17 protein-coding genes are annotated in these 17104 nt (G+C 72.9%); 12 read left to right on the plus strand and 5 right to left on the minus strand.

Annotated elements, in window-relative coordinates; translation table 11 throughout:
* The first annotated feature begins 5 nt into the window (after positions 1-5).
* From tilS to AB4Y83_RS12495, 3 genes are all read left to right on the plus strand, one after another.
* Entirely contained in the window at positions 6-1004 is a 999-nt protein-coding gene (gene tilS, locus AB4Y83_RS12485) for a tRNA lysidine(34) synthetase TilS (protein ID WP_056773658.1), read from the plus strand.
* 230 nt (positions 1005-1234) lie between these two features.
* Entirely contained in the window at positions 1235-1786 is a 552-nt protein-coding gene (gene hpt / locus AB4Y83_RS12490) for a hypoxanthine phosphoribosyltransferase (protein WP_020145118.1), read from the plus strand.
* Between the two features lie 15 nt (positions 1787-1801).
* Positions 1802-2626, plus strand: a complete 825-nt coding sequence (locus AB4Y83_RS12495; protein ID WP_442276891.1) for a DUF1028 domain-containing protein — start codon at positions 1802-1804, stop codon at positions 2624-2626.
* A 106-nt stretch (positions 2627-2732) separates the two neighbouring features.
* Here the strand turns inward: AB4Y83_RS12495 and AB4Y83_RS12500 are convergent, their stop codons facing one another.
* The gene (locus AB4Y83_RS12500; protein ID WP_442297067.1) at positions 2733-4895 is read right to left on the minus strand and encodes a GTP-binding protein; all 2163 of its coding nucleotides are present in this window, start codon (positions 4893-4895) and stop codon (positions 2733-2735) included.
* A 346-nt stretch (positions 4896-5241) separates the two neighbouring features.
* Here AB4Y83_RS12500 and ftsH point away from each other — a divergent pair, with 346 nt between their 5' ends.
* The 6 genes from ftsH (at position 5242) to AB4Y83_RS12530 (ending at position 11350) form a co-directional block, all read left to right on the plus strand.
* Positions 5242-7344, plus strand: a complete 2103-nt coding sequence (gene ftsH, locus AB4Y83_RS12505) for an ATP-dependent zinc metalloprotease FtsH (protein WP_442297068.1) — start codon at positions 5242-5244, stop codon at positions 7342-7344.
* A gap of 3 nt (positions 7345-7347) precedes the next feature.
* Positions 7348-7920, plus strand: coding sequence for a GTP cyclohydrolase I FolE (folE, locus tag AB4Y83_RS12510; RefSeq protein ID WP_056773646.1), 573 nt, complete (start codon positions 7348-7350; stop codon positions 7918-7920).
* Positions 7921-7966: 46 nt separating this feature from the next.
* Positions 7967-8893, plus strand: a complete 927-nt coding sequence (gene folP / locus AB4Y83_RS12515) for a dihydropteroate synthase (RefSeq protein ID WP_442297069.1) — start codon at positions 7967-7969, stop codon at positions 8891-8893.
* On the plus strand, positions 8890-9777 hold the full coding sequence (gene folK / locus AB4Y83_RS12520) for a 2-amino-4-hydroxy-6-hydroxymethyldihydropteridine diphosphokinase (RefSeq protein WP_442297070.1): 888 nt from the start codon (positions 8890-8892) through the stop codon (positions 9775-9777). Before folP ends, folK begins: the two co-directional genes overlap by 4 nt.
* Positions 9774-10265: a DUF3180 domain-containing protein gene (locus AB4Y83_RS12525; protein ID WP_442297071.1), complete on the plus strand. Its 492-nt coding sequence runs from the start codon at positions 9774-9776 to the stop codon at positions 10263-10265. The genes folK and AB4Y83_RS12525 overlap by 4 nt, the downstream gene beginning before the upstream one ends.
* Before the next feature lie 107 nt (positions 10266-10372).
* Positions 10373-11350: a hypothetical protein gene (locus AB4Y83_RS12530; RefSeq protein ID WP_442297072.1), complete on the plus strand. Its 978-nt coding sequence runs from the start codon at positions 10373-10375 to the stop codon at positions 11348-11350.
* 11 nt (positions 11351-11361) lie between these two features.
* Here AB4Y83_RS12530 and AB4Y83_RS12535 read toward each other — a convergent pair whose 3' ends face one another.
* Together AB4Y83_RS12535 and AB4Y83_RS12540 are read right to left on the minus strand one after the other, a co-directional pair.
* Positions 11362-11592, minus strand: coding sequence for a hypothetical protein (locus tag AB4Y83_RS12535; protein ID WP_442276884.1), 231 nt, complete (start codon positions 11590-11592; stop codon positions 11362-11364).
* A gap of 8 nt (positions 11593-11600) precedes the next feature.
* Positions 11601-12788, minus strand: coding sequence for an NADH-quinone oxidoreductase subunit D (locus tag AB4Y83_RS12540; protein ID WP_442276883.1), 1188 nt, complete (start codon positions 12786-12788; stop codon positions 11601-11603).
* Positions 12789-12870: 82 nt separating this feature from the next.
* Between AB4Y83_RS12540 and AB4Y83_RS12545 the strand changes: the two genes are divergently transcribed.
* Both AB4Y83_RS12545 and AB4Y83_RS12550 read left to right on the plus strand, forming a co-directional pair.
* Positions 12871-14118, plus strand: coding sequence for a cytochrome P450 (locus tag AB4Y83_RS12545; RefSeq protein WP_442297073.1), 1248 nt, complete (start codon positions 12871-12873; stop codon positions 14116-14118).
* Positions 14111-14554, plus strand: a complete 444-nt coding sequence (locus AB4Y83_RS12550) for a VOC family protein (RefSeq protein WP_442276881.1) — start codon at positions 14111-14113, stop codon at positions 14552-14554. The genes AB4Y83_RS12545 and AB4Y83_RS12550 overlap by 8 nt, the downstream gene beginning before the upstream one ends.
* A 37-nt stretch (positions 14555-14591) precedes the next feature.
* On the opposite strand, the gene AB4Y83_RS12555 is transcribed toward AB4Y83_RS12550, so the two are convergent.
* Complete coding sequence (locus AB4Y83_RS12555; protein ID WP_442276880.1) at positions 14592-15125, minus strand: copper resistance CopC family protein; 534 nt, start codon at positions 15123-15125, stop codon at positions 14592-14594.
* Between the two features lie 5 nt (positions 15126-15130).
* On the minus strand, positions 15131-16123 hold the full coding sequence (locus AB4Y83_RS12560) for an SAM-dependent methyltransferase (protein ID WP_442297074.1): 993 nt from the start codon (positions 16121-16123) through the stop codon (positions 15131-15133).
* A gap of 23 nt (positions 16124-16146) precedes the next feature.
* On the opposite strand from AB4Y83_RS12560, the gene AB4Y83_RS12565 reads away from it, so the two are divergent.
* Entirely contained in the window at positions 16147-17055 is a 909-nt protein-coding gene (locus AB4Y83_RS12565) for a Rossmann-like and DUF2520 domain-containing protein (RefSeq protein WP_442276878.1), read from the plus strand.
* The last annotated feature ends 49 nt before the right edge of the window (positions 17056-17104 follow it).

The following is a 17104-nucleotide window of genomic DNA, read 5'->3' on the forward strand; positions in this document are numbered from 1 at the left end:
CAGACATGCCCGGTCCTGACCCCGCCGTCGCCGCCACCCGGCTCGCGGTGCGTGAGCACCTTGCCGACGTGCCCGAGGGCGGTGTCGTCCTCGTCGCGTGCTCGGGCGGCCCCGACTCCGTGGCGCTCGCCGCCGCCCTCGCCTTCGAGGCCCCGCGCTCCGGTGTGCGTGCCGGTGCCGTCGTCGTCGACCACGGCCTCCAGGACCGTTCGGCCCAGGTCGCCGAGGACGCGGCAGCCCTGTGCCGCGAGATCGGTCTCGACCCCGTCGAGGTCGTGCGCGCCGACGTGCGCACGAGCGGCGCCGGCCTCGAGGCCGACGCCCGGTCGGCCCGCTACGCCGCCATCGAGGGTGCGGCCGACCGCGTCGGCGCGTCCATGGTGCTCATCGGCCACACCCGCGACGACCAGGCGGAGCAGGTGCTCCTCGGCCTGTCCCGCGGGTCGGGAGCGCGGTCGCTGAGCGGTATGCCGGTGCGCCGCGACCGCTTCGTCCGTCCCCTCCTCGGCCTGCCGCGCGCCACGACGCTGGCCGCCTGCGCGGCCTACGGCATCGACCCGTGGGACGACCCGCACAACAGCGACGACTCGTTCCGTCGGGTCCGCGCCCGCCGGCTGCTCGCCACCCTCGAGTCCGACCTCGGCCCCGGCTTCGGGGCAGCCCTCGCCCGCAGTGCCGACCTGCTGCGCGAGGACGCCGACTACCTCGAGAGCCTGGCCGTCCGGGCCCGGGCCGACCTGCCCGGCGGTCCTGGCGGTGAGGGCGTCGACCTCGACGCGCTCGCGGCCCTGCCGCGGGCGATCCGCACGCGTGTCTGGCGGATCCTCGCCGCCGAGGCCGGCGCACCGCTCGCCGACGTCAGCGCCGCCCATGTCGAGTCGCTCGACGCGCTCCTCACGTCGTGGCACGGACAGGGCCCGCTCCACGTGCCCGGCGGCATCGCCGTCGCGCGCACCGGTGGTGCCATCGTCTTCAGCCCGCTGCGACAGACCGCCAACGCCTGAGCCGGCTGGCCGCGACGGCCCCGCTGGTTTCGGGGCCGTGGCGCCCGAACCCGCGGTTTCATCGTCACGGGACCGACGGCATACGACCGCTCAAAGGCGTGGCTCGGGCGGCTGCTCGGCTGAGCGGGCCCGGCCGCATCCCGGCGGGGACGGCACCCGGCTGAGTGCGGTTGAATGGACCCGCCCCGCACGACCCTGCACCACCCCCCGCAACGCACTGAGGAGCCTTCGTGGACCACGAGCACATGGGAGATGACCTGGCCAAGGTCCTGCTCACCGAGGAGCAGATCCAGACCCGCCTCTCCGAGCTCGCCGCCGACATCTGGAGGGACTACGAGGGCAAGGAGTTCCTCCTCGTCGGCGTCCTCAAGGGCGCCGTCGTCGTCATGGCCGACCTCATGCGCGCCCTGCCCGGCACCGCACCGATGGACTGGATGGCGGTCTCGTCCTACGGCTCCGGCACGAAGTCCTCGGGCGTCGTGCGCATCCTCAAGGACCTCGACACCGACATCAGCGGCCGCCACGTGCTCATCGTCGAGGACATCATCGACTCCGGCCTGACGCTCTCGTGGATCAAGTCCAACCTCGAGTCGCGCAAGCCCGCCTCGGTCGAGATCTGCACGCTGCTGCGCAAGCCCGACGTCGTCAAGGTCGACATCCCGGTCAAGTACGTCGGGTTCGACATCCCCAACGAGTTCGTCGTCGGCTACGGCCTCGACTACGCCGAGAAGTACCGCAACCTGCGTTGTGTCGGCACCCTCGCCCCGCACGTCTACGCCTGACCGCGGCGGCCTCCGGTGACCTTCTCCATCGTCGCCCGCCAGGGTGACGCCCACGGCATCGCCGTCGCGAGCAAGTTCCTCGCGGTCGGGGCGGTCGTCCCGGCCGCCCGTCTCGGCGTGGGCGCGGTCGCGACGCAGTCCTTCGCCCGGGTCGCCTACCTCGACGAGCTCCTCGGCCGCCTCGCTGCCGGCGAGCCCGCGGACGAGGCGCTTGCGGCCGCGACCGCGCTCGACGAGGGTCGCGAGACCCGCCAGGTGGGCGTCGTCGGGCTCGCCTCGGCCGCGACCTTCACGGGCTCGGAGTGCAACGACTGGGCGGGCGGCGTCGCCCGCGATGACGGCCACACGGCATACGCCATCCAGGGCAACATCCTCACCGGGCCCGAGGTCGTCGAGGAGATGGAGCGCGCCTGGCACGAGACGGCAGGGCAGCCGCTCGCCCGGCGTCTGCTCGCCGCCCTCGTGGCCGGCGACGCCGCCGGTGGCGACTCCCGCGGACGCCAGAGCGCAGCCATGTACGCCGTCGAGCCGGGTTCCGGCTACGACGCGTGCGGGGTGCTCGCCGACCTGCGCGTCGACGACCACGCCGACCCGGTGACCGAGCTCGGGCGCCTGCTCTCCGACTGGGAGATGTACTTCGGCAAGCCCGAGGACGTCGCGCCGCTCGAGGGCGAGCTCGCCGACGAGGTGCGCGGAAGGCTGGCGCAGGCCGGGTTCAGCGAGGCCGACGTCGCGACGGCTCTCGCCGACTGGGCGGGCAACGCGAACTACGAGGCGCGCCTGAGCCCCGACGGCATCGACGGCCGGGTCCTCGAGGCCCTCCGCGCCGCCACCGACTGACCCACCACCCCGCGCGCCGCGGCCCCCGAACCGGCGGCCTGGTGGGTGGGGTGTCGACCAGCCGCGCGCCGTGCCCCCGAACCGTCGGGAGGCGGTGTTCGGGGGCTCAGAGCTTGCCGGCGAGGCGGAGGAGGTACTCCCGACGGTGGAGCGGGTCGAGGTCGGTGCGTGACCGGGTCGGCGCCGGTCCGACGACGGGCCGGTAGCCGTCGAACGCCGTCACGAGGTCGCCCAGCCCGCTCGTGAGGCCGGGCACCCGCTGCTGCAGCTCGTGCAGCCGCCCGGCCGGCACCTCGCCCCGCAGCCGCGTCACCGGGCCGAGCACGGCCGTCTCGCGTGGGGTCGCCCGCACGTGGCCGAGCATCGAGAGCGCCGCACCGAGCACGTCGCTCGGCACCTCGAGATCGAACCGGTGCGCCGGTTCCTCGACCGCCGTGCCCGCGAGGCGCAGCGCCTMCATGAGCACGAGCGGCGTCAGGGCACGGAAGTCGCCGGCCGTGCTCGACATCGACTTGTCGAACTTCTGGTGCATGTGGCTCTGCCGTGGCCAGTAGCCCGAGTGCGTCATCGTGACGACGCAGTCGGTGACCGGCCACCCGTGCAGCCCCTGTCCGAGCGTCGCCCGGACGGTGTCCTCGACGGCGGTGAAGAACGACGCCGGCATCGAGCCGAGCTCGACCCCGAGGGCGAAGCAGACGCCGCTGCCCGGAGGGCCGGGGTCGACGCGCAGACCGACCGTCGCGAGGAACGGGTTCGGCGCCACGTCGATGACCTCGAACGCGCCCCCCGAACCGGTGACCCGCTCGCGACAGATGACCGTCGTCGTGCTGAACCGCGCCGCCACGGCGTACTCCGCCTCGAGCGTCGCGCCGATGACCTCCTTCTGCACCTCGCCGTAGAGCGACAGGTGGGTCTCGCCGCGCACCTCGTCGTGCCGCAGGTCGATGAGCGGGTCCTGCTCCGCCAGCCGGGTCAGCGCCGTGTGCAGGGTCGCGCGCTCGGCGGGGTCGCACGCCTCGACGACCGTCTCGAGCGTCGGCGGCGAGAACTCGTGGACGAGCGGCCGCGCGAGGGCGGCATCGCCGACGAGGTCGCCGATCCGGGCCCGCTCGAGCCCGACGACCCGCGCGATGCGCCCCGCAGGTACCCGCGCGACGCGCTGCACCCCGCCGCGAGCGTGCACCGAGAGCCCGGTGACCCGCTCCTCGCGGCACCGCACGTCGTCGCCGGAGACCGAGGGCGTATGCCGTGTGCCCGGGTCCGATGCCATGGTCCCGACGGTGCGACCGTCGTGGACGAGCACCCGGTCGCGCACCGCCAGGCAGCCCGACGTGACGCTGACGAGGGCCACCTTCTCACCGGCGCCGCCGCGCTGGACCGCGAAGACGGTGGCCGCGAGCGGCGCCTCGGGGTCGGGTGTCCGCGCCGGCAGCAGGTCCGGCAGGGCCAGGGCGAGTTCCTCGACGCCGGCCCCCGTCATCGCCGAGCCGAGGAGGACGGGGCACACGAGACCTCGGCCCGTCTGCTCACCGAGGGCTGCTCGCAGCCGAGAGCCGTCGACCCGGTGCGGGGCGTCGAGCCAGTCCGCGAGCAGGCGGTCGTCCGCCCGGCTCAACGCCTCGACGACTCGCTCGCGGGCAGCTGCGGTGGCCCGGTCCGCGCCCTCGCGCTCGGCCGGGCGCCGCGCCGCTAGGCTCAGGGCCATGAGGGCGTCCGGGACGACGGCGGCGCCGCGCGTGCCCTCGTCGACGACCCGGACGAGTGGCACCGGCGTGACGCCGAGACGGTCGACGACCTCCTGCAGGACCGCGTCGGTGCGGGCGCCGGAGCGGTCGACCTTGTTGACGAAGAGCACCGTCGGGATGCTCAGCCGCTGCAGGGCCCGCATGAGCACGCGGGTCTGGGCCTGCACGCCCTCCACGGCGGAGACGACGAGCACGGCTCCGTCGAGCACCGCCAGCGAGCGCTCGACCTCCGCGATGAAGTCCGAGTGGCCCGGGGTGTCGACGAGGTTGACCGTGACGGGGTCGTCGGGGCCGCCGAGCTCGAAGGAGACGACGGCGGCCTTGATCGTGATCCCGCGGGCGCGCTCGAGCGCGAGGGTGTCGGTCTGCGTGCTGCCGTCGTCGACGCTGCCGAGCTCGGTGATGACTCCGGCGTGCAGGAGCAGACGTTCGGTCAGGCTCGTCTTGCCCGCGTCAACGTGGGCGAGGATCCCGAGGCCGAGGGTGCGTCCGGGACGCACGGGTGGGGTGGGTGGGGTGTCCAAGGTGCTCCATGTCCTGTGCGTAGGTGTGGGTGACCTGCTCGGGTGACATGAAGCTGCGGCGCATCCCGGTGCCTCTCTCCTCGGCCGTGCCTGACGTCGACGGGACCGTCGACCGCTCCAGTGCAGCAAGGCGGAGGAGCGTGCGGCAACCGGTTTTGGGCCGGGAGCACGGCACACGGCATACGCGAGCGGCGCCCGCCCGCGGACGGGACCGTCCAACCCTGCGTGGGCTGGTTCGTCACCGGCCCGCCGCATGCGGAACACTGGTAGTCCGCCGGACGTTGTGCCGGTGGACAAACTCACCGGACGAGCAGGAGGACCGGGGCCCCACAGGCCCCGCACGTACATGGACGCTAAGCGGATTCTGCGCACACCACTGTTGTGGATCTTGGTCCTCATCAGCGCGCTCGTCTTCGGCATGATGTTCTCCGAGTCCGGGCCGCCCCGGATCGACACCTCGGCTGCCATGAAGCAGATCACCGACGGCAACGTCGAGTCGGCCAAGCTGCTCAACAACGAGCGCATGGAGCTGACCCTCAAGACCCCCTACACCTCGCCCGACGGCACGGTGAAGGACGCGAAGTCGGTCTACGCCTACTACGTCGACGCCCGCGGCACCGACGTCGTCGAGGCCCTCAACGCCAAGCCGCCGGCACAGGGCGTCGACGACCAGATCGACGAGCCCAGCTGGTTCGGCTCGCTGCTCTTCTCGATCCTGCCGATCATCATCATCCTCGGCCTCTTCTGGTTCCTCATGGGCCAGATGCAGGGCGGCGGCAACCGCGTCATGCAGTTCGGCAAGTCGCGCGCCAAGCTCGCCACCAAGGACACCCCGAAGGTCACCTTCGCCGACGTCGCCGGCTGCGACGAGGCCATCGAGGAGCTCCAGGAGATCAAGGAGTTCCTCCAGGAGCCGGCGAAGTTCCTCGCCGTCGGCGCCAAGATCCCCAAGGGCGTGCTGCTCTATGGCCAGCCCGGTACCGGCAAGACCCTCCTGGCCCGCGCCGTCGCGGGTGAGGCCGGCGTGCCGTTCTACTCGATCTCCGGCTCCGACTTCGTCGAGATGTTCGTCGGTGTCGGCGCGAGCCGCGTCCGCGACCTCTTCGAGCAGGCCAAGGCCAACGCGCCCGCCATCGTCTTCGTCGACGAGATCGACGCCGTCGGACGCCACCGCGGCGCCGGCATGGGCGGCGGCCACGACGAGCGCGAGCAGACGCTCAACCAGCTGCTCGTCGAGATGGACGGCTTCGACGTCAAGACCAACGTCATCCTCATCGCGGCGACCAACCGCCCCGACATCCTCGACCCGGCTCTGCTGCGGCCGGGCCGCTTCGACCGCCAGATCGCCGTCGACGCGCCCGACATGATCGGCCGCCACCGCATCCTCGAGGTGCACGCCCAGGGCAAGCCCGTCACGGCTGACGTCGACCTGCTCGCCGTCGCCCGCCGCACGCCCGGCTTCACCGGCGCCGACCTCGCCAACGTCCTCAACGAGGCCGCCCTGCTCACCGCCCGCGGTGACAAGAAGGTCATCGACAACGAGGCCCTCGACGAGGCCATCGACCGCGTCATCGCCGGCCCGCAGAAGCGCACCCGCATCATGTCGGCCAAGGAGCGCAAGATCACGGCCTACCACGAGGGCGGCCACGCCCTCGTCGCCGCGTCGCTCAACCACACCGACCCGGTGACGAAGGTGACGATCCTCCCGCGTGGACGGGCCCTCGGCTACACGATGGTCATGCCGATCGACGACAAGTACTCCACGACGCGCAACGAGATCCTCGACCAGCTCGCGTACGCCCTCGGTGGCCGCGTCGCCGAGGAGATCGTCTTCCGCGAGCCGACCACCGGTGCCAGCAACGACATCGAGAAGGCGACCGGCATGGCCCGCAAGATGGTCACCGAGTTCGGCATGTCCGAGCGGGTCGGCGCCATCAAGCTCGGCCAGAGCACCGGCGAGGTCTTCCTCGGCCGCGACATGGGGCACCAGCGCGACTACTCCGAGGAGGTCGCCCGCATCGTCGACGAGGAGGTCCGCTCGCTCATCGACGCGGCCCACGACGAGGCGTACGCGGCGATCAACGCCAACCGCGACCTGCTCGACCACCTCGTCCTCGAGCTGCTCGAGAAGGAGACGCTCAACGTCCACGAGCTCGCCGAGCTCTTCAAGCCGGTCGTCAAGCAGCCGTCCCGTCCGACGTGGCTCTCGTCCCAGACGCGCCAGCTCGGAGACCGTCCGCCGGTCCTGACGCCGGCCGAGATCGCCGCGCAGAACGGCTCGGGCCAGAACGGCCACCTGCCCCCGCCGGTGCCCGCCGACCGCGTCATCGAGGACAAGATCGACGAGGCGGCCGCCGTCGGCGCGCACCCCCTCGCCGAGGAGCACCCCGTCGAGCAGGTCATCGAGGTGCCGGACGACCGCCCTGTCAACCCCACCGAGAAGAGCTGACGCGTGTCGATCGACCAGCCGCGCGCCGAGGCGGCCGTCCGGGAGCTGCTCCTCGCCATCGGTGAGGACCCCGACCGCGAGGGCCTGCTCGACACCCCGGGCCGGGTGGCCCGGTCGTTCGCCGAGATCTACGCCGGCCTCGACATGACGGCGGCCGACGTGCTCCGCACGACGTTCGAGATCGACCACCAGGAGCTCGTCATCGTGCGGGACATCGAGCTCTACAGCACGTGCGAGCACCACCTCGTGCCCTTCCACGGGGTGGCGCACGTCGGCTACATCCCGAGCAAGGACGGGCGGGTCACCGGACTGTCCAAGCTCGCGCGTCTCGTCGACGTCTTCGCCCGGCGCCCGCAGGTGCAGGAGCGGCTCACGACGCAGATCGCCGACGCGCTCGTCGAGCACCTCGACGTGCAGGGCGTCATCGTCGTCGTCCAGGCGGAGCACCTCTGCATGTCGATGCGCGGCATCCGCAAGCCCGGCGCGAGCACCATCACCTCGGCGGTGCGCGGCCAGCTGCGCGACCCGGCCACTCGAGCAGAGGCCATGGCGCTCATGCTCGAGGGCAACAAGTGACCGACGGCCCGACACCCGCACCACCGACCGCGACACAATGGCGGCCATGACCGCGCGCCGCCCCGACCTCGACGCGACCTCCCTGCTCGGCGTGCGCGACCGCACGATCGTCATGGGGGTCGTCAACGTCACGCCCGACTCCTTCTCCGACGGTGGGGAGTGGTTCGAGCAGGACGCCGCCATCGCGCACGGACGTGACGTGCTCGCGGCCGGCGCCGACATCGTCGACGTGGGTGGCGAGTCCACCCGCCCCGGCGCGGAGCGCCCGTCCGTCGAGGAGGAGCTGCGCCGGGTCGTGCCCGTCGTGACCGCCCTCGCCGCCGACGGCGCCGTGGTCTCCGTCGACACGATGCGCGCGTCGGTCGCGCGTGCGGCGGTCGACGCCGGCGCCTCCATCGTCAACGACGTCTCGGGTGGCCTCGCCGACCCCGACATGGTCCCGTGGGTTGCCGCCAACCGCATGCCCTACATCGCGATGCACTGGCGCGGGCACAGCACCGGGATGCAGTCGCGCGCCGTCTATGACGACGTCGTCGAGGACGTCCTGCGCGAGCTGGGGGAGCGGCGCGACGCCCTCCTCGAAGGGGGCATCGACGAGGAGCACCTCGTCCTCGACCCGGGTCTCGGCTTCGCCAAGAACTCCGACCACAACTGGACCCTCATGGCCGCGCTCCCCGCGCTGCACGACCTCGGCCAGCCCATCCTGCTCGGTGCCTCGCGCAAGACCTTCCTCGGACGGCTGGGACGCGACGAGCGTGAGCCCCCTCGGCCTGCGGCCGAGCGCGACGTCGAGACGACGGCCACGTCGGTCATGGCCGCCATGGCGGGGCTGTGGTGCGTCCGCGTCCACGACGTCGCCTCCACGGTGCGCGCGTTGACCGTCGTCCAGGCCGCGCTCGAGCACGCCCCCGACGACCTTGCCGACGACCCCGAACCAGACGACTCTGCAGACCCAGAGGGCCTTCACCGATGACCGACCGCATCGTGCTCCAGGGCGTCTCCGCCCGCGGCACCCACGGCGTGCTGGACGTCGAGAAGCGCGACGGGCAGACCTTCTTCGTCGACGTCACGATGACGCTCGACCTCGAGCCCGCCGGTCGCACCGACGCCCTCGCCGCCACCGTCAACTACGCCGCGGTCGCGAGCGACGTCGTCGCCCGCATCACGGGTCCTTCGTTCGACCTCATCGAGCGCCTCGCCGAGGTCATCGCCGACGACGTCCTGCGCTACGACCTCGTCGACGCTGTCGAGGTCGTCGTGCACAAGCCAGAAGCGCCGGTCGGTCACCCGTTCACGGACGTCCAGGTGCAGGTCTCGCGCAGCAACGCCGCCCATGTCGTCATCGCGCTCGGCACCAACCTCGGCGACCGCGGCCAGACGCTGACCGACGCCATCGCAGCCCTCACCGCCCTACCGGGGCTCACTCTCACCCGCGTGTCGGACATCGTGGCCACCGACCCCGTCGGTGGCCCCGAGCAGCCCGAGTACCTCAATGCCGTGGTCGTGGGCCGCTCGCTGCTGCATCCCACCGACCTGCTCGCCGAGCTGCACCGCATCGAGGCCGATCATGGTCGCACGCGTGAGGTGCGTTGGGGCGCAAGGACGCTCGACCTCGACCTCGTCCAGTATGGCCACCCCGGCGGCCACCGCGAGGTCACGAGCGACGACAAGCGCCTCACGCTGCCTCACCCCCGGGCCCACGAGCGGGCGTTCGTGCTCGTGCCGTGGCTCGACGCCGACCCGCGAGCCACGCTGCGCGTCGGTGAGGGTGTCCATGGCATACGCGCGGTGGTCGACCTGCTGGCCGACCTCGACCGATCGGGCGTGCGTCCCGGTCCCCGATGGGAGCAGCAGTGAGACCACACTCCGGCATCCGCGTCACGACTCTCGTGCTCGCGGGACTGGCCATGGCCGTGGTCGCGTGGCTCGCGCTGCGCTGGATGATGTCCGGCGGCAGCGCCGTGCCCGAGCCCGGCTGGGTCGGCGCCGCTGCGATGCTCTTCCTGACCGGCGGGCTGGTCCTCGCCGGCTGGCAGGTGCGCAAGGTCCGCGACGGCGCGCCCAACCCCGCCGTCACGCCGCTCCGCGCGGCCCGCACGCTCGTGCTCGGACAGGCCGGCGCGCTCACGGGCTCGGTGCTCGTCGGCTGGTACCTCGCCAACGCCCTCGTCCTGCTGCCCGACGCCGACGTCGACTCCCAGCGCGGGCGCATCCTGCCGTTCGTGCTGCACGCCGTCGTCGCGCTGCTGCTCGCCGTCGCCGGCATGGTCGTGCAGAACTGGTGCCGCCTCCGGCCGCGAGACGACGAGGACGAGGACGAGGACGAGGCGGACACCCGCCGCTGACGCGTGACGCGTGGCCGGATCGTGACGGGTTTGGATGCAACGATCGGCGTTCCCGTGCTGTCATCACAGGTATGACGTCACGGGGCTCTCGTCGCGCGGTATCGAGGATGGGCACGTTCGCCCTGGGGCTCGTGCTGCTGACGGGATGCGGCTCGGCCGATGCTCCGGGTCGTGCGGACGGTGGCGTCGGCACCAGCGTGCCGGCACACGATGCCACGGCCTCGGCACCGGTGCCGCCCCTGCCGAGCCCGGACCCCGGCATGCTGCCCGTCCGTGCTCCGTCGGCCGAGTTCGCCGACCGCGCAAAGGTGGTCGCCGATGCCGTACGCCGCGCCGGCCCGCCGCCGGTCCCCACCCAACCCGTGCTCCTGTCGAGCTGGGCGCTCCTCGAGGGCTTCGACACGGGCGAGCAGAAGGTCGCGTGGACCTACGGGCACGTCACGCTCGCGCCGGCCGTCGACCAGGCTGTCGCAGGCTCCGGGACCCTCCGGCTGCCCGACGGCTCGTCTCGACCGGTCGACCTCGTCGGAGTCCGCCCGGCCCTGGACCGTGCTCTCGAGGGTGCTCTGAGCAAGCCCAGGGACTGTGACGGCATCCCCGCCGCGCAGTGCCGGCTCGTCGTGTCCGAGGCGGTACTGGTCGAGGCCGCGGTGCGCACGAGCGGAGGAGACGCGACCGTGCCGGTCTGGCGCCTCACCGTCGACGGCCTCGCTCACCCCATCTCGGTGATCGCCGTCGCCGACGGGGTGTTCGCGCAGCCTCAGCGCCTGGGGCCGCTGCCCGGGCTGCCCGACGCGCCGCCCGAGTTTCACGGCGCGGACTCGCTCAGGCGCGTCGAGGGCGCGACCGTCGAGGTCGGCATCGCAGGGGGAGGCTGCGACGCGGGTCTCGTCGCGCACGTCGTCGAGCTCGACGACATGGTGGTCGTCGGCGGCACGACGCCGCCGCTGCCGAAGGACACGGCCTGCACCGCCGACTACGCGTCGCGCCCCGCGCGGCTGCACCTGGCGCAGCCGCTCGGCACGCGGCTGGTCATCGACATCGCCTCGGGCAGGCCGCGGGTGCTCGGGGTGCCGGCTTTCTGAGCGGCCGGGCCCTACGTGGTGCCGGCGACGGTGATCGTCGAGGTGGGTGCTGGCGTCGTGGTCGACACCGACGGTGGCTGAGGGGGGCCGTCCGGCGTCGTCGTCCGGACGGGCCACGGCGGCGGGATCGTGTCGACGGTGTCCTCGTCGGAGCAGGCCGCCGCGAGCGTCACGGTCGCGGTGATGACGGTGACGGCGGCGGCGCGGAGGAGCGTCGCGCGCGAGACCCGGGCGGACGGCATACGACCCCTCACTTGTCGACGTCCCCGACGACGAAGAACATCGAACCGAGGATCGCGACCATGTCGGCGATGAGCTGGCCGGGCAGCATCTCGCTCAGCACGCTGACGTTGTTGAACGACGCCGAGCGCAGCTTGAGGCGCCACGGGGTCTTCTCGCCGCGCGAGACGAGGTAGTAGCCGTTGAAGCCGAGGGGGTTCTCGGTCGCGCAGTAGATCTCGCCCTCGGGCACCTTGAGCACCTTGGGGAGCTTGACGTTGATCGGGCCCTGCGGCAGCTGGACGAGCCGGTCGAGACAGGCCTGCGCGAGGTCGAGCGACACGTGCACCTGCTCGAGCAGCACCTCGAGGCGCGAGAGGCAGTCGCCGGCGGTCCGGGTCACGACGCGGCCCGGGCCCTTGTCGCCGAAGAGCTCGCCGTAGGCAAGGTAGGGCGCGTCGCGGCGCAGGTCGACGTCGAGGCCGCTGGCGCGTGCGATGGGGCCCGAGACGCCGTAGGCCTGGACCGTGGCCAGGGGCAGCACCCCGACGCCCCGGGTGCGGGCCTCGAGGATCTCGTTGCCGACGATGAGCCGCTCGAGGTCGGGCAGGCGCCTCCGAACGTTGGCGATCGCCTTGTCGACACGGCCCATCCAGCCGGCCGGGAGGTCCTCCTTGAGGCCGCCGACGCGGTTGAACATGTAGTGCATGCGCCCGCCGGAGACCTCCTCCATGACGGCCTGGAGCTCCTCGCGCTCGCGGAACGCGTGGAAGACCGGCGTGATGGCGCCGAGCTCGAGGGGATAGGAGCCGAGGAACATCAGGTGGTTGAGCACGCGGTTGAGCTCGGCGAGTGCGGTGCGCGCCCAGACGGCCCGCTCCGGCACCTCCATGCCGAGCATCTGCTCGACGCCGAGCACGACGCCGAGCTCGTTGGAGAAGGCGCTGAGCCAGTCGTGCCGGTTGGCGAGCACGATGATCTGGCGGTAGTCGCGGACCTCGAAGAGCTTCTCGGCGCCCCGGTGCATGTAGCCGACGATCGGCTCGGCGCTGATGATCCGCTCGCCGTCGACGACGATGCGCAGGCGGAGGACGCCGTGCGTCGCGGGGTGCTGAGGCCCGATGTTGAGCACCATGTCGGCGGTCGCGAGCCCGCCCGCGCCGATGCCGACGGTCAGGGCCTGACGCCGGCTCGGCGACGAGGCGGTGGTCTCCGTCATGGGCCCGAGCCTACGGCCCATGCGGAGGGCGTATGCCGTGTGGCCCCTCCCCGGGGCGGCCCCGGTCGGGCAGAGTGTGGGGGTGACCGACCTGTTCGACCTGCGCGACCCCGCCGTCGTGACCGAGCCCTACGCGCCCCTCGCCGCAGCCCGTGAGCAGGCGCCGGTCCTGTGGCACGAGGGTCTGGGCCTCTGGGTGACGACGACGCACGCTGCTGCCAACGACGTCCTGCGTGACCGGCGGCTCGGGCGGATCCTGCGGCCGCGTTCCGAGGGTGACGACGCGTGGACGACGTTCGACTGGTTGCACGCCGACTCGATCCTCGACTCGGAGCCGCCGAAGCACACGCGGCTGCGCCGCCTCGTGGCCGGCGCGTTCGCCCGGGGGCACGTGGCGCGACTCCGTCCGCGGGTCGAGGAGATCGCGGCAGGGCTGCTCGACGATGTCGAGCGGATCCTCGACCGGGACGGCCGGGTCGACGTGATCTCCACCTACGCCGAGCCGCTGCCCGTCCTCGTCATCTGTGAGCTGCTCGGTGCGCCGACCGCGGACTGGAAGGTGCTCCGGGACTGGTCCCAGGCCATCGTCCGGATGTACGAGGTCGACCCCGACCCCGAGTCCCAGCGGGACGCCCAGCGCGCCTGCGACGAGTTCGCCTCGTACGTCGACGCGCTCGCGGCGGAGCGGGCGGCCGCGCCCGGCGAGGACCTGCTGACCTCGCTCGTCCAGGAGAGGGACGGCGGCGACCGCCTCTCGCCCCGCGAGCTCGTCGCGACGGTCGTGCTGCTGCTCAACGCCGGGCACGAGGCGAGCGTCAACGGCTTCGGGAACGGTCTGGCGTCGCTGCTCGCCGACGCGGGGGAGCGTGACGCGGTGCTCGACGCCCTCGACGACCAGGCCTCCGTCGAGCGACTCGTCGAGGAGATGCTCCGGCACGACTCACCGCTGCACCTCTTCGAGCGCACCGCCACGGCCGACGTCGAGCTCCACGGGGTCACGGTCAGGGCCGGCCAGAAGGTGGCGGCGCTGCTCGGGGCCGCCAACCGCGACCCGGCCGTCTTCGCCGACCCCGACCGCTTCGACGCATGGCGCGAGCCCAACCCGCACCTGGCCTTCGGCGCCGGCATCCACTTCTGCCTCGGGGCGCCGCTGGCGCGGATGGAGCTGGAGATCTCGACTCGAGCCCTCCTCGAGCGGCTCGGGCCGATCGAGGTCGTCGACGCGGTGCGGCGACCGACGTTCGTGCTGCGCGGCTACGAGCGGCTCGTCGTCGCGCCGAGCGCAGGACCTGACCGGAGCACCGACCGAGGGAGAGAACGACATGGCTGAGCTGACGCCGTACATCTGCGTGGCCGACTCGCGGGCCGCGATCGAGTGGTACCGCGCTCACCTCGGCGCGGAGGTCGTCGTCGACCCGATCGTCATGGACGACGGGCACGTCGGGCACTGCGAGCTGGCTGTCGACGGCGCCCGGTGGATGATGTCCGACGCGTTCGAGTCCGCGGGAGTCGCCCCGCCGGACCCGGGCCGTGGCAACGCCGTCACGCTGCACCTCACGGTGACGGACGTCGACGCCCTCTGCCGCCGGGTACAGGGCGCAGGGGCCACCGTTGACCGCGCACCCGAGGACAACCCGCCGATCGGCCGGCTCGCCGTCTTCCACGACCCGTTCGGGCACCGCTGGTTCCTCAACCAGCCCCTGCCCGAGCCGGTGCCGGACCCGGTGCCGGAGTCGCTGCCGGAGTCGCTGCCCGAGCCCGACTGACGGGCTCGCCGGCCGCGTCTGGCCGCGCCAGCCTTCGTCAGGTGCGGTCGGCCTCGCGGCCACGCAGCACGAGGAAGCCACCGACCCCGAGAAGCACGACGGTGCCCACGATGGTGAGCAGGATCGGCACGAGGAGCGAGCCTTCGGCGTCGTCGGTGCCGGCGGCGGGCTTGACGTGCACGGTCGCACCGGCCGTGGCGGTGGACCCGTCGAGCCCGATCGCCGCGTGGAAGGAGAACGTGCCGGTGACGGGGTGGCCGTCGTCGGAGGTGACGCGGTAGGACACCGTGTAGTCGCCCCCGGGCGCGTTCGGCGCGAGGGCCTGCGTCACGTCGCGGCCCTCGATCGTCGGGCTGCCGGACGACACGGGTCCCGTCGGCCCGGTGACGACGACCTGGGTGCCGATCTCGAGCGGGGCCTCCGAGAAGGTGAGCACCACGGTGCCCGGCAGCTGCGTGACGCTCGTGCCGTCGGCGGGGTTCGTGCGCTCGAGGACGTCGTGCGCGAAGGCGGTCGCCGGCACGGCGACGAGGAGTCCGAGGGCGAGCAGCGCGGAGGCGAGACGACGCATGCCGTTCAGGTTACGTCGTGCCCGCGGACGCGCTTCACCGCCCACCGGAAGCGGCCGAAGCCGTCCCGGGCGAGCAGCCGTGCCTCGACGCTCGCCCGCTCGAGCGCGGCGAGGTAGGCGAGCGGGTCGGTCGTCGCGACCGCGTGCGACGGCGTGGTGCCCGTCAGCCCGAGCGCCTGCAGTGCCTCGCGCTGGGTCAGCACCTCGTCGGCGTCGAGGGTGTCCATCGCGACATGGGCCGTCACGTCGCACGAGCCGTCGGGCACGGGCGTCGTCAGCCGACCGCTGGCGTATGCCGTGAGCGTCCCCCCGGACGGACGTTCCGTCGCCGTGTGGCCGTAGTCCACGGCGATGAGCGTCCCGTCCTCGACCCGGGAGACGAGGTCGGCCCACGCCTCGTCGCGGGTCAGGCCGATCTCGAGGCGGTCGCCCGGCGTGCTCGTGGGCCAGTGGGCCTCGGCCCAGCGCCGGTCGGCGTCGCGGAGCCGGGGCCCGAGCGACTCCACGCCAATCGTCGGGTCGACGAGCACCTCGCGCAGGACGCCGTCGCTGTCGACCTCGGCGACGGTGCACGGCACGACGTCGAGCCACTCGTGGGCGATGACGAGGGCGTCGTGCAGGCCGGTCAGCTCGGGCGGCAGGACTGAGCCCCCGGGGGAGCGGACCCAGTCCACCCGGTCGTCGAGCCCGTCCGGCCGGTCGACGACGTCGACCGCCACCACCCTCGTGGTGTCGGGGGTGCGCCGACCCCGGGGCTCGGTCGGGTCCATGGCCTCCACGAGGTGCGTGGCCAGCTCGCCGCGTCCGGCGCCGAGGTCCACGACCACTCGGACGGGGTGCTCGGGGAGTCTGAGCAGGGCCCGGGCCAGGGCCGCCCCCGTCGGACCGTGGGCGGCCGTCGTGAAGTGCGCCGCGGGCCCACCGCGCGTGACGTAGAAACCCTGCCCGGCGGCATACAACGCCTCGTGCCACGCCTCGCGCCAAGGAAGGGGATCCACGACCGCCGACTGTAGGCGATAGCGTGCCGTGGGTGAGCACCCCGCACGAGCGTCCCGCGCGCTTCGACGTCGGCGTCGTGGGCGCCGGTCGCGTCGGCGCCGTCCTCGGGGCCGCCCTCGCACGAGCCGGTCACGTCGTCAGCGGCGTCTCGGCCGTCAGCGAGGAGAGCCGCGAACGGGCGGCCATGCTGCTGCCGGGTGTACCGGTCAAGCCGATCCCCGAGGTCGTCTCGGGTGCCCACCTCGTGGTCCTCGCCGTGCCGGACGACGCCCTCGCCGACCTCGTCGCGGGTCTCAGCGCCACGGGCACCTTCACGCCCGGACAGCTCGTCATGCACACGTCCGGGGCGCACGGCATCTCGGTCTTCGAGGCGGCGGCCGGAAGTGACATCGTGCCCCTCGCGATCCACCCGGCGATGACGTTCACCGGCACCGAGCTCGACCTCGACCGGCTCCAGGACTGCTGCTTCGGGGTGACGACCCTCGACCTCGCGCGGCCCCTCGGCGAGGCGCTCGTCATCGAGATGGGCGGCGACCCGGTGTGGATCGCCGAGGAGGACCGCGTCACCTACCACGCGGCCCTCGCGCACGGCTCGAACCACCTCGTCACGCTCGTGGCCCAGGCGATGCAGCTGCTCGGCGAGGCCGGCGTCGACGACCCGGCCCGCGTGCTCGAACCGCTCCTGACCGCCGCGCTCTCCAACACCCTCCGCCGGGGTGACGCAGCCCTCACCGGTCCGGTCGCGCGCGGCGATGCCGGTACCGTGGCCGGGCACGTCGCGATGCTGCGCAAGGTCGCCCCGGACATTCGCCCGACCTACCTCGCCCTGGCCCGCGCGACGGCGCAGCGAGCGCTGCTCAGCGGACGCCTCCGCGCCTCCGACGCCGGCCCGCTGCTCGAGCTGCTCGCGCACGAGGAGGACCAACCGTGACTGACACCACCGCCACCGGCACGACACCCGGCACGACCACCGGCACGAC

Origin of the sequence: Terrabacter sp. RAF57 (assembly GCF_052113925.1) — a bacterium.
Classification (GTDB): Bacteria; Actinomycetota; Actinomycetes; order Actinomycetales; family Dermatophilaceae; genus Terrabacter.

Coding starts and splice junctions, on each gene's coding strand:
- ftsH (WP_442297068.1), top strand. CDS start 5,242: ATGGACGCTAAGCGGATTCTGCGCACACCACTGTTGTGGATCTTGGTC.
- AB4Y83_RS12530 (WP_442297072.1), top strand. CDS start 10,373: ATGGGCACGTTCGCCCTGGGGCTCGTGCTGCTGACGGGATGCGGCTCG.
- folP (WP_442297069.1), top strand. CDS start 7,967: ATGACCGCGCGCCGCCCCGACCTCGACGCGACCTCCCTGCTCGGCGTG.
- AB4Y83_RS12550 (WP_442276881.1), top strand. CDS start 14,111: ATGGCTGAGCTGACGCCGTACATCTGCGTGGCCGACTCGCGGGCCGCG.
- AB4Y83_RS12555 (WP_442276880.1), bottom strand. CDS start 15,125: ATGCGTCGTCTCGCCTCCGCGCTGCTCGCCCTCGGACTCCTCGTCGCC.
- folK (WP_442297070.1), top strand. CDS start 8,890: ATGACCGACCGCATCGTGCTCCAGGGCGTCTCCGCCCGCGGCACCCAC.
- tilS (WP_056773658.1), top strand. CDS start 6: ATGCCCGGTCCTGACCCCGCCGTCGCCGCCACCCGGCTCGCGGTGCGT.
- AB4Y83_RS12540 (WP_442276883.1), bottom strand. CDS start 12,788: ATGACGGAGACCACCGCCTCGTCGCCGAGCCGGCGTCAGGCCCTGACC.
- AB4Y83_RS12535 (WP_442276884.1), bottom strand. CDS start 11,592: ATGCCGTCCGCCCGGGTCTCGCGCGCGACGCTCCTCCGCGCCGCCGCC.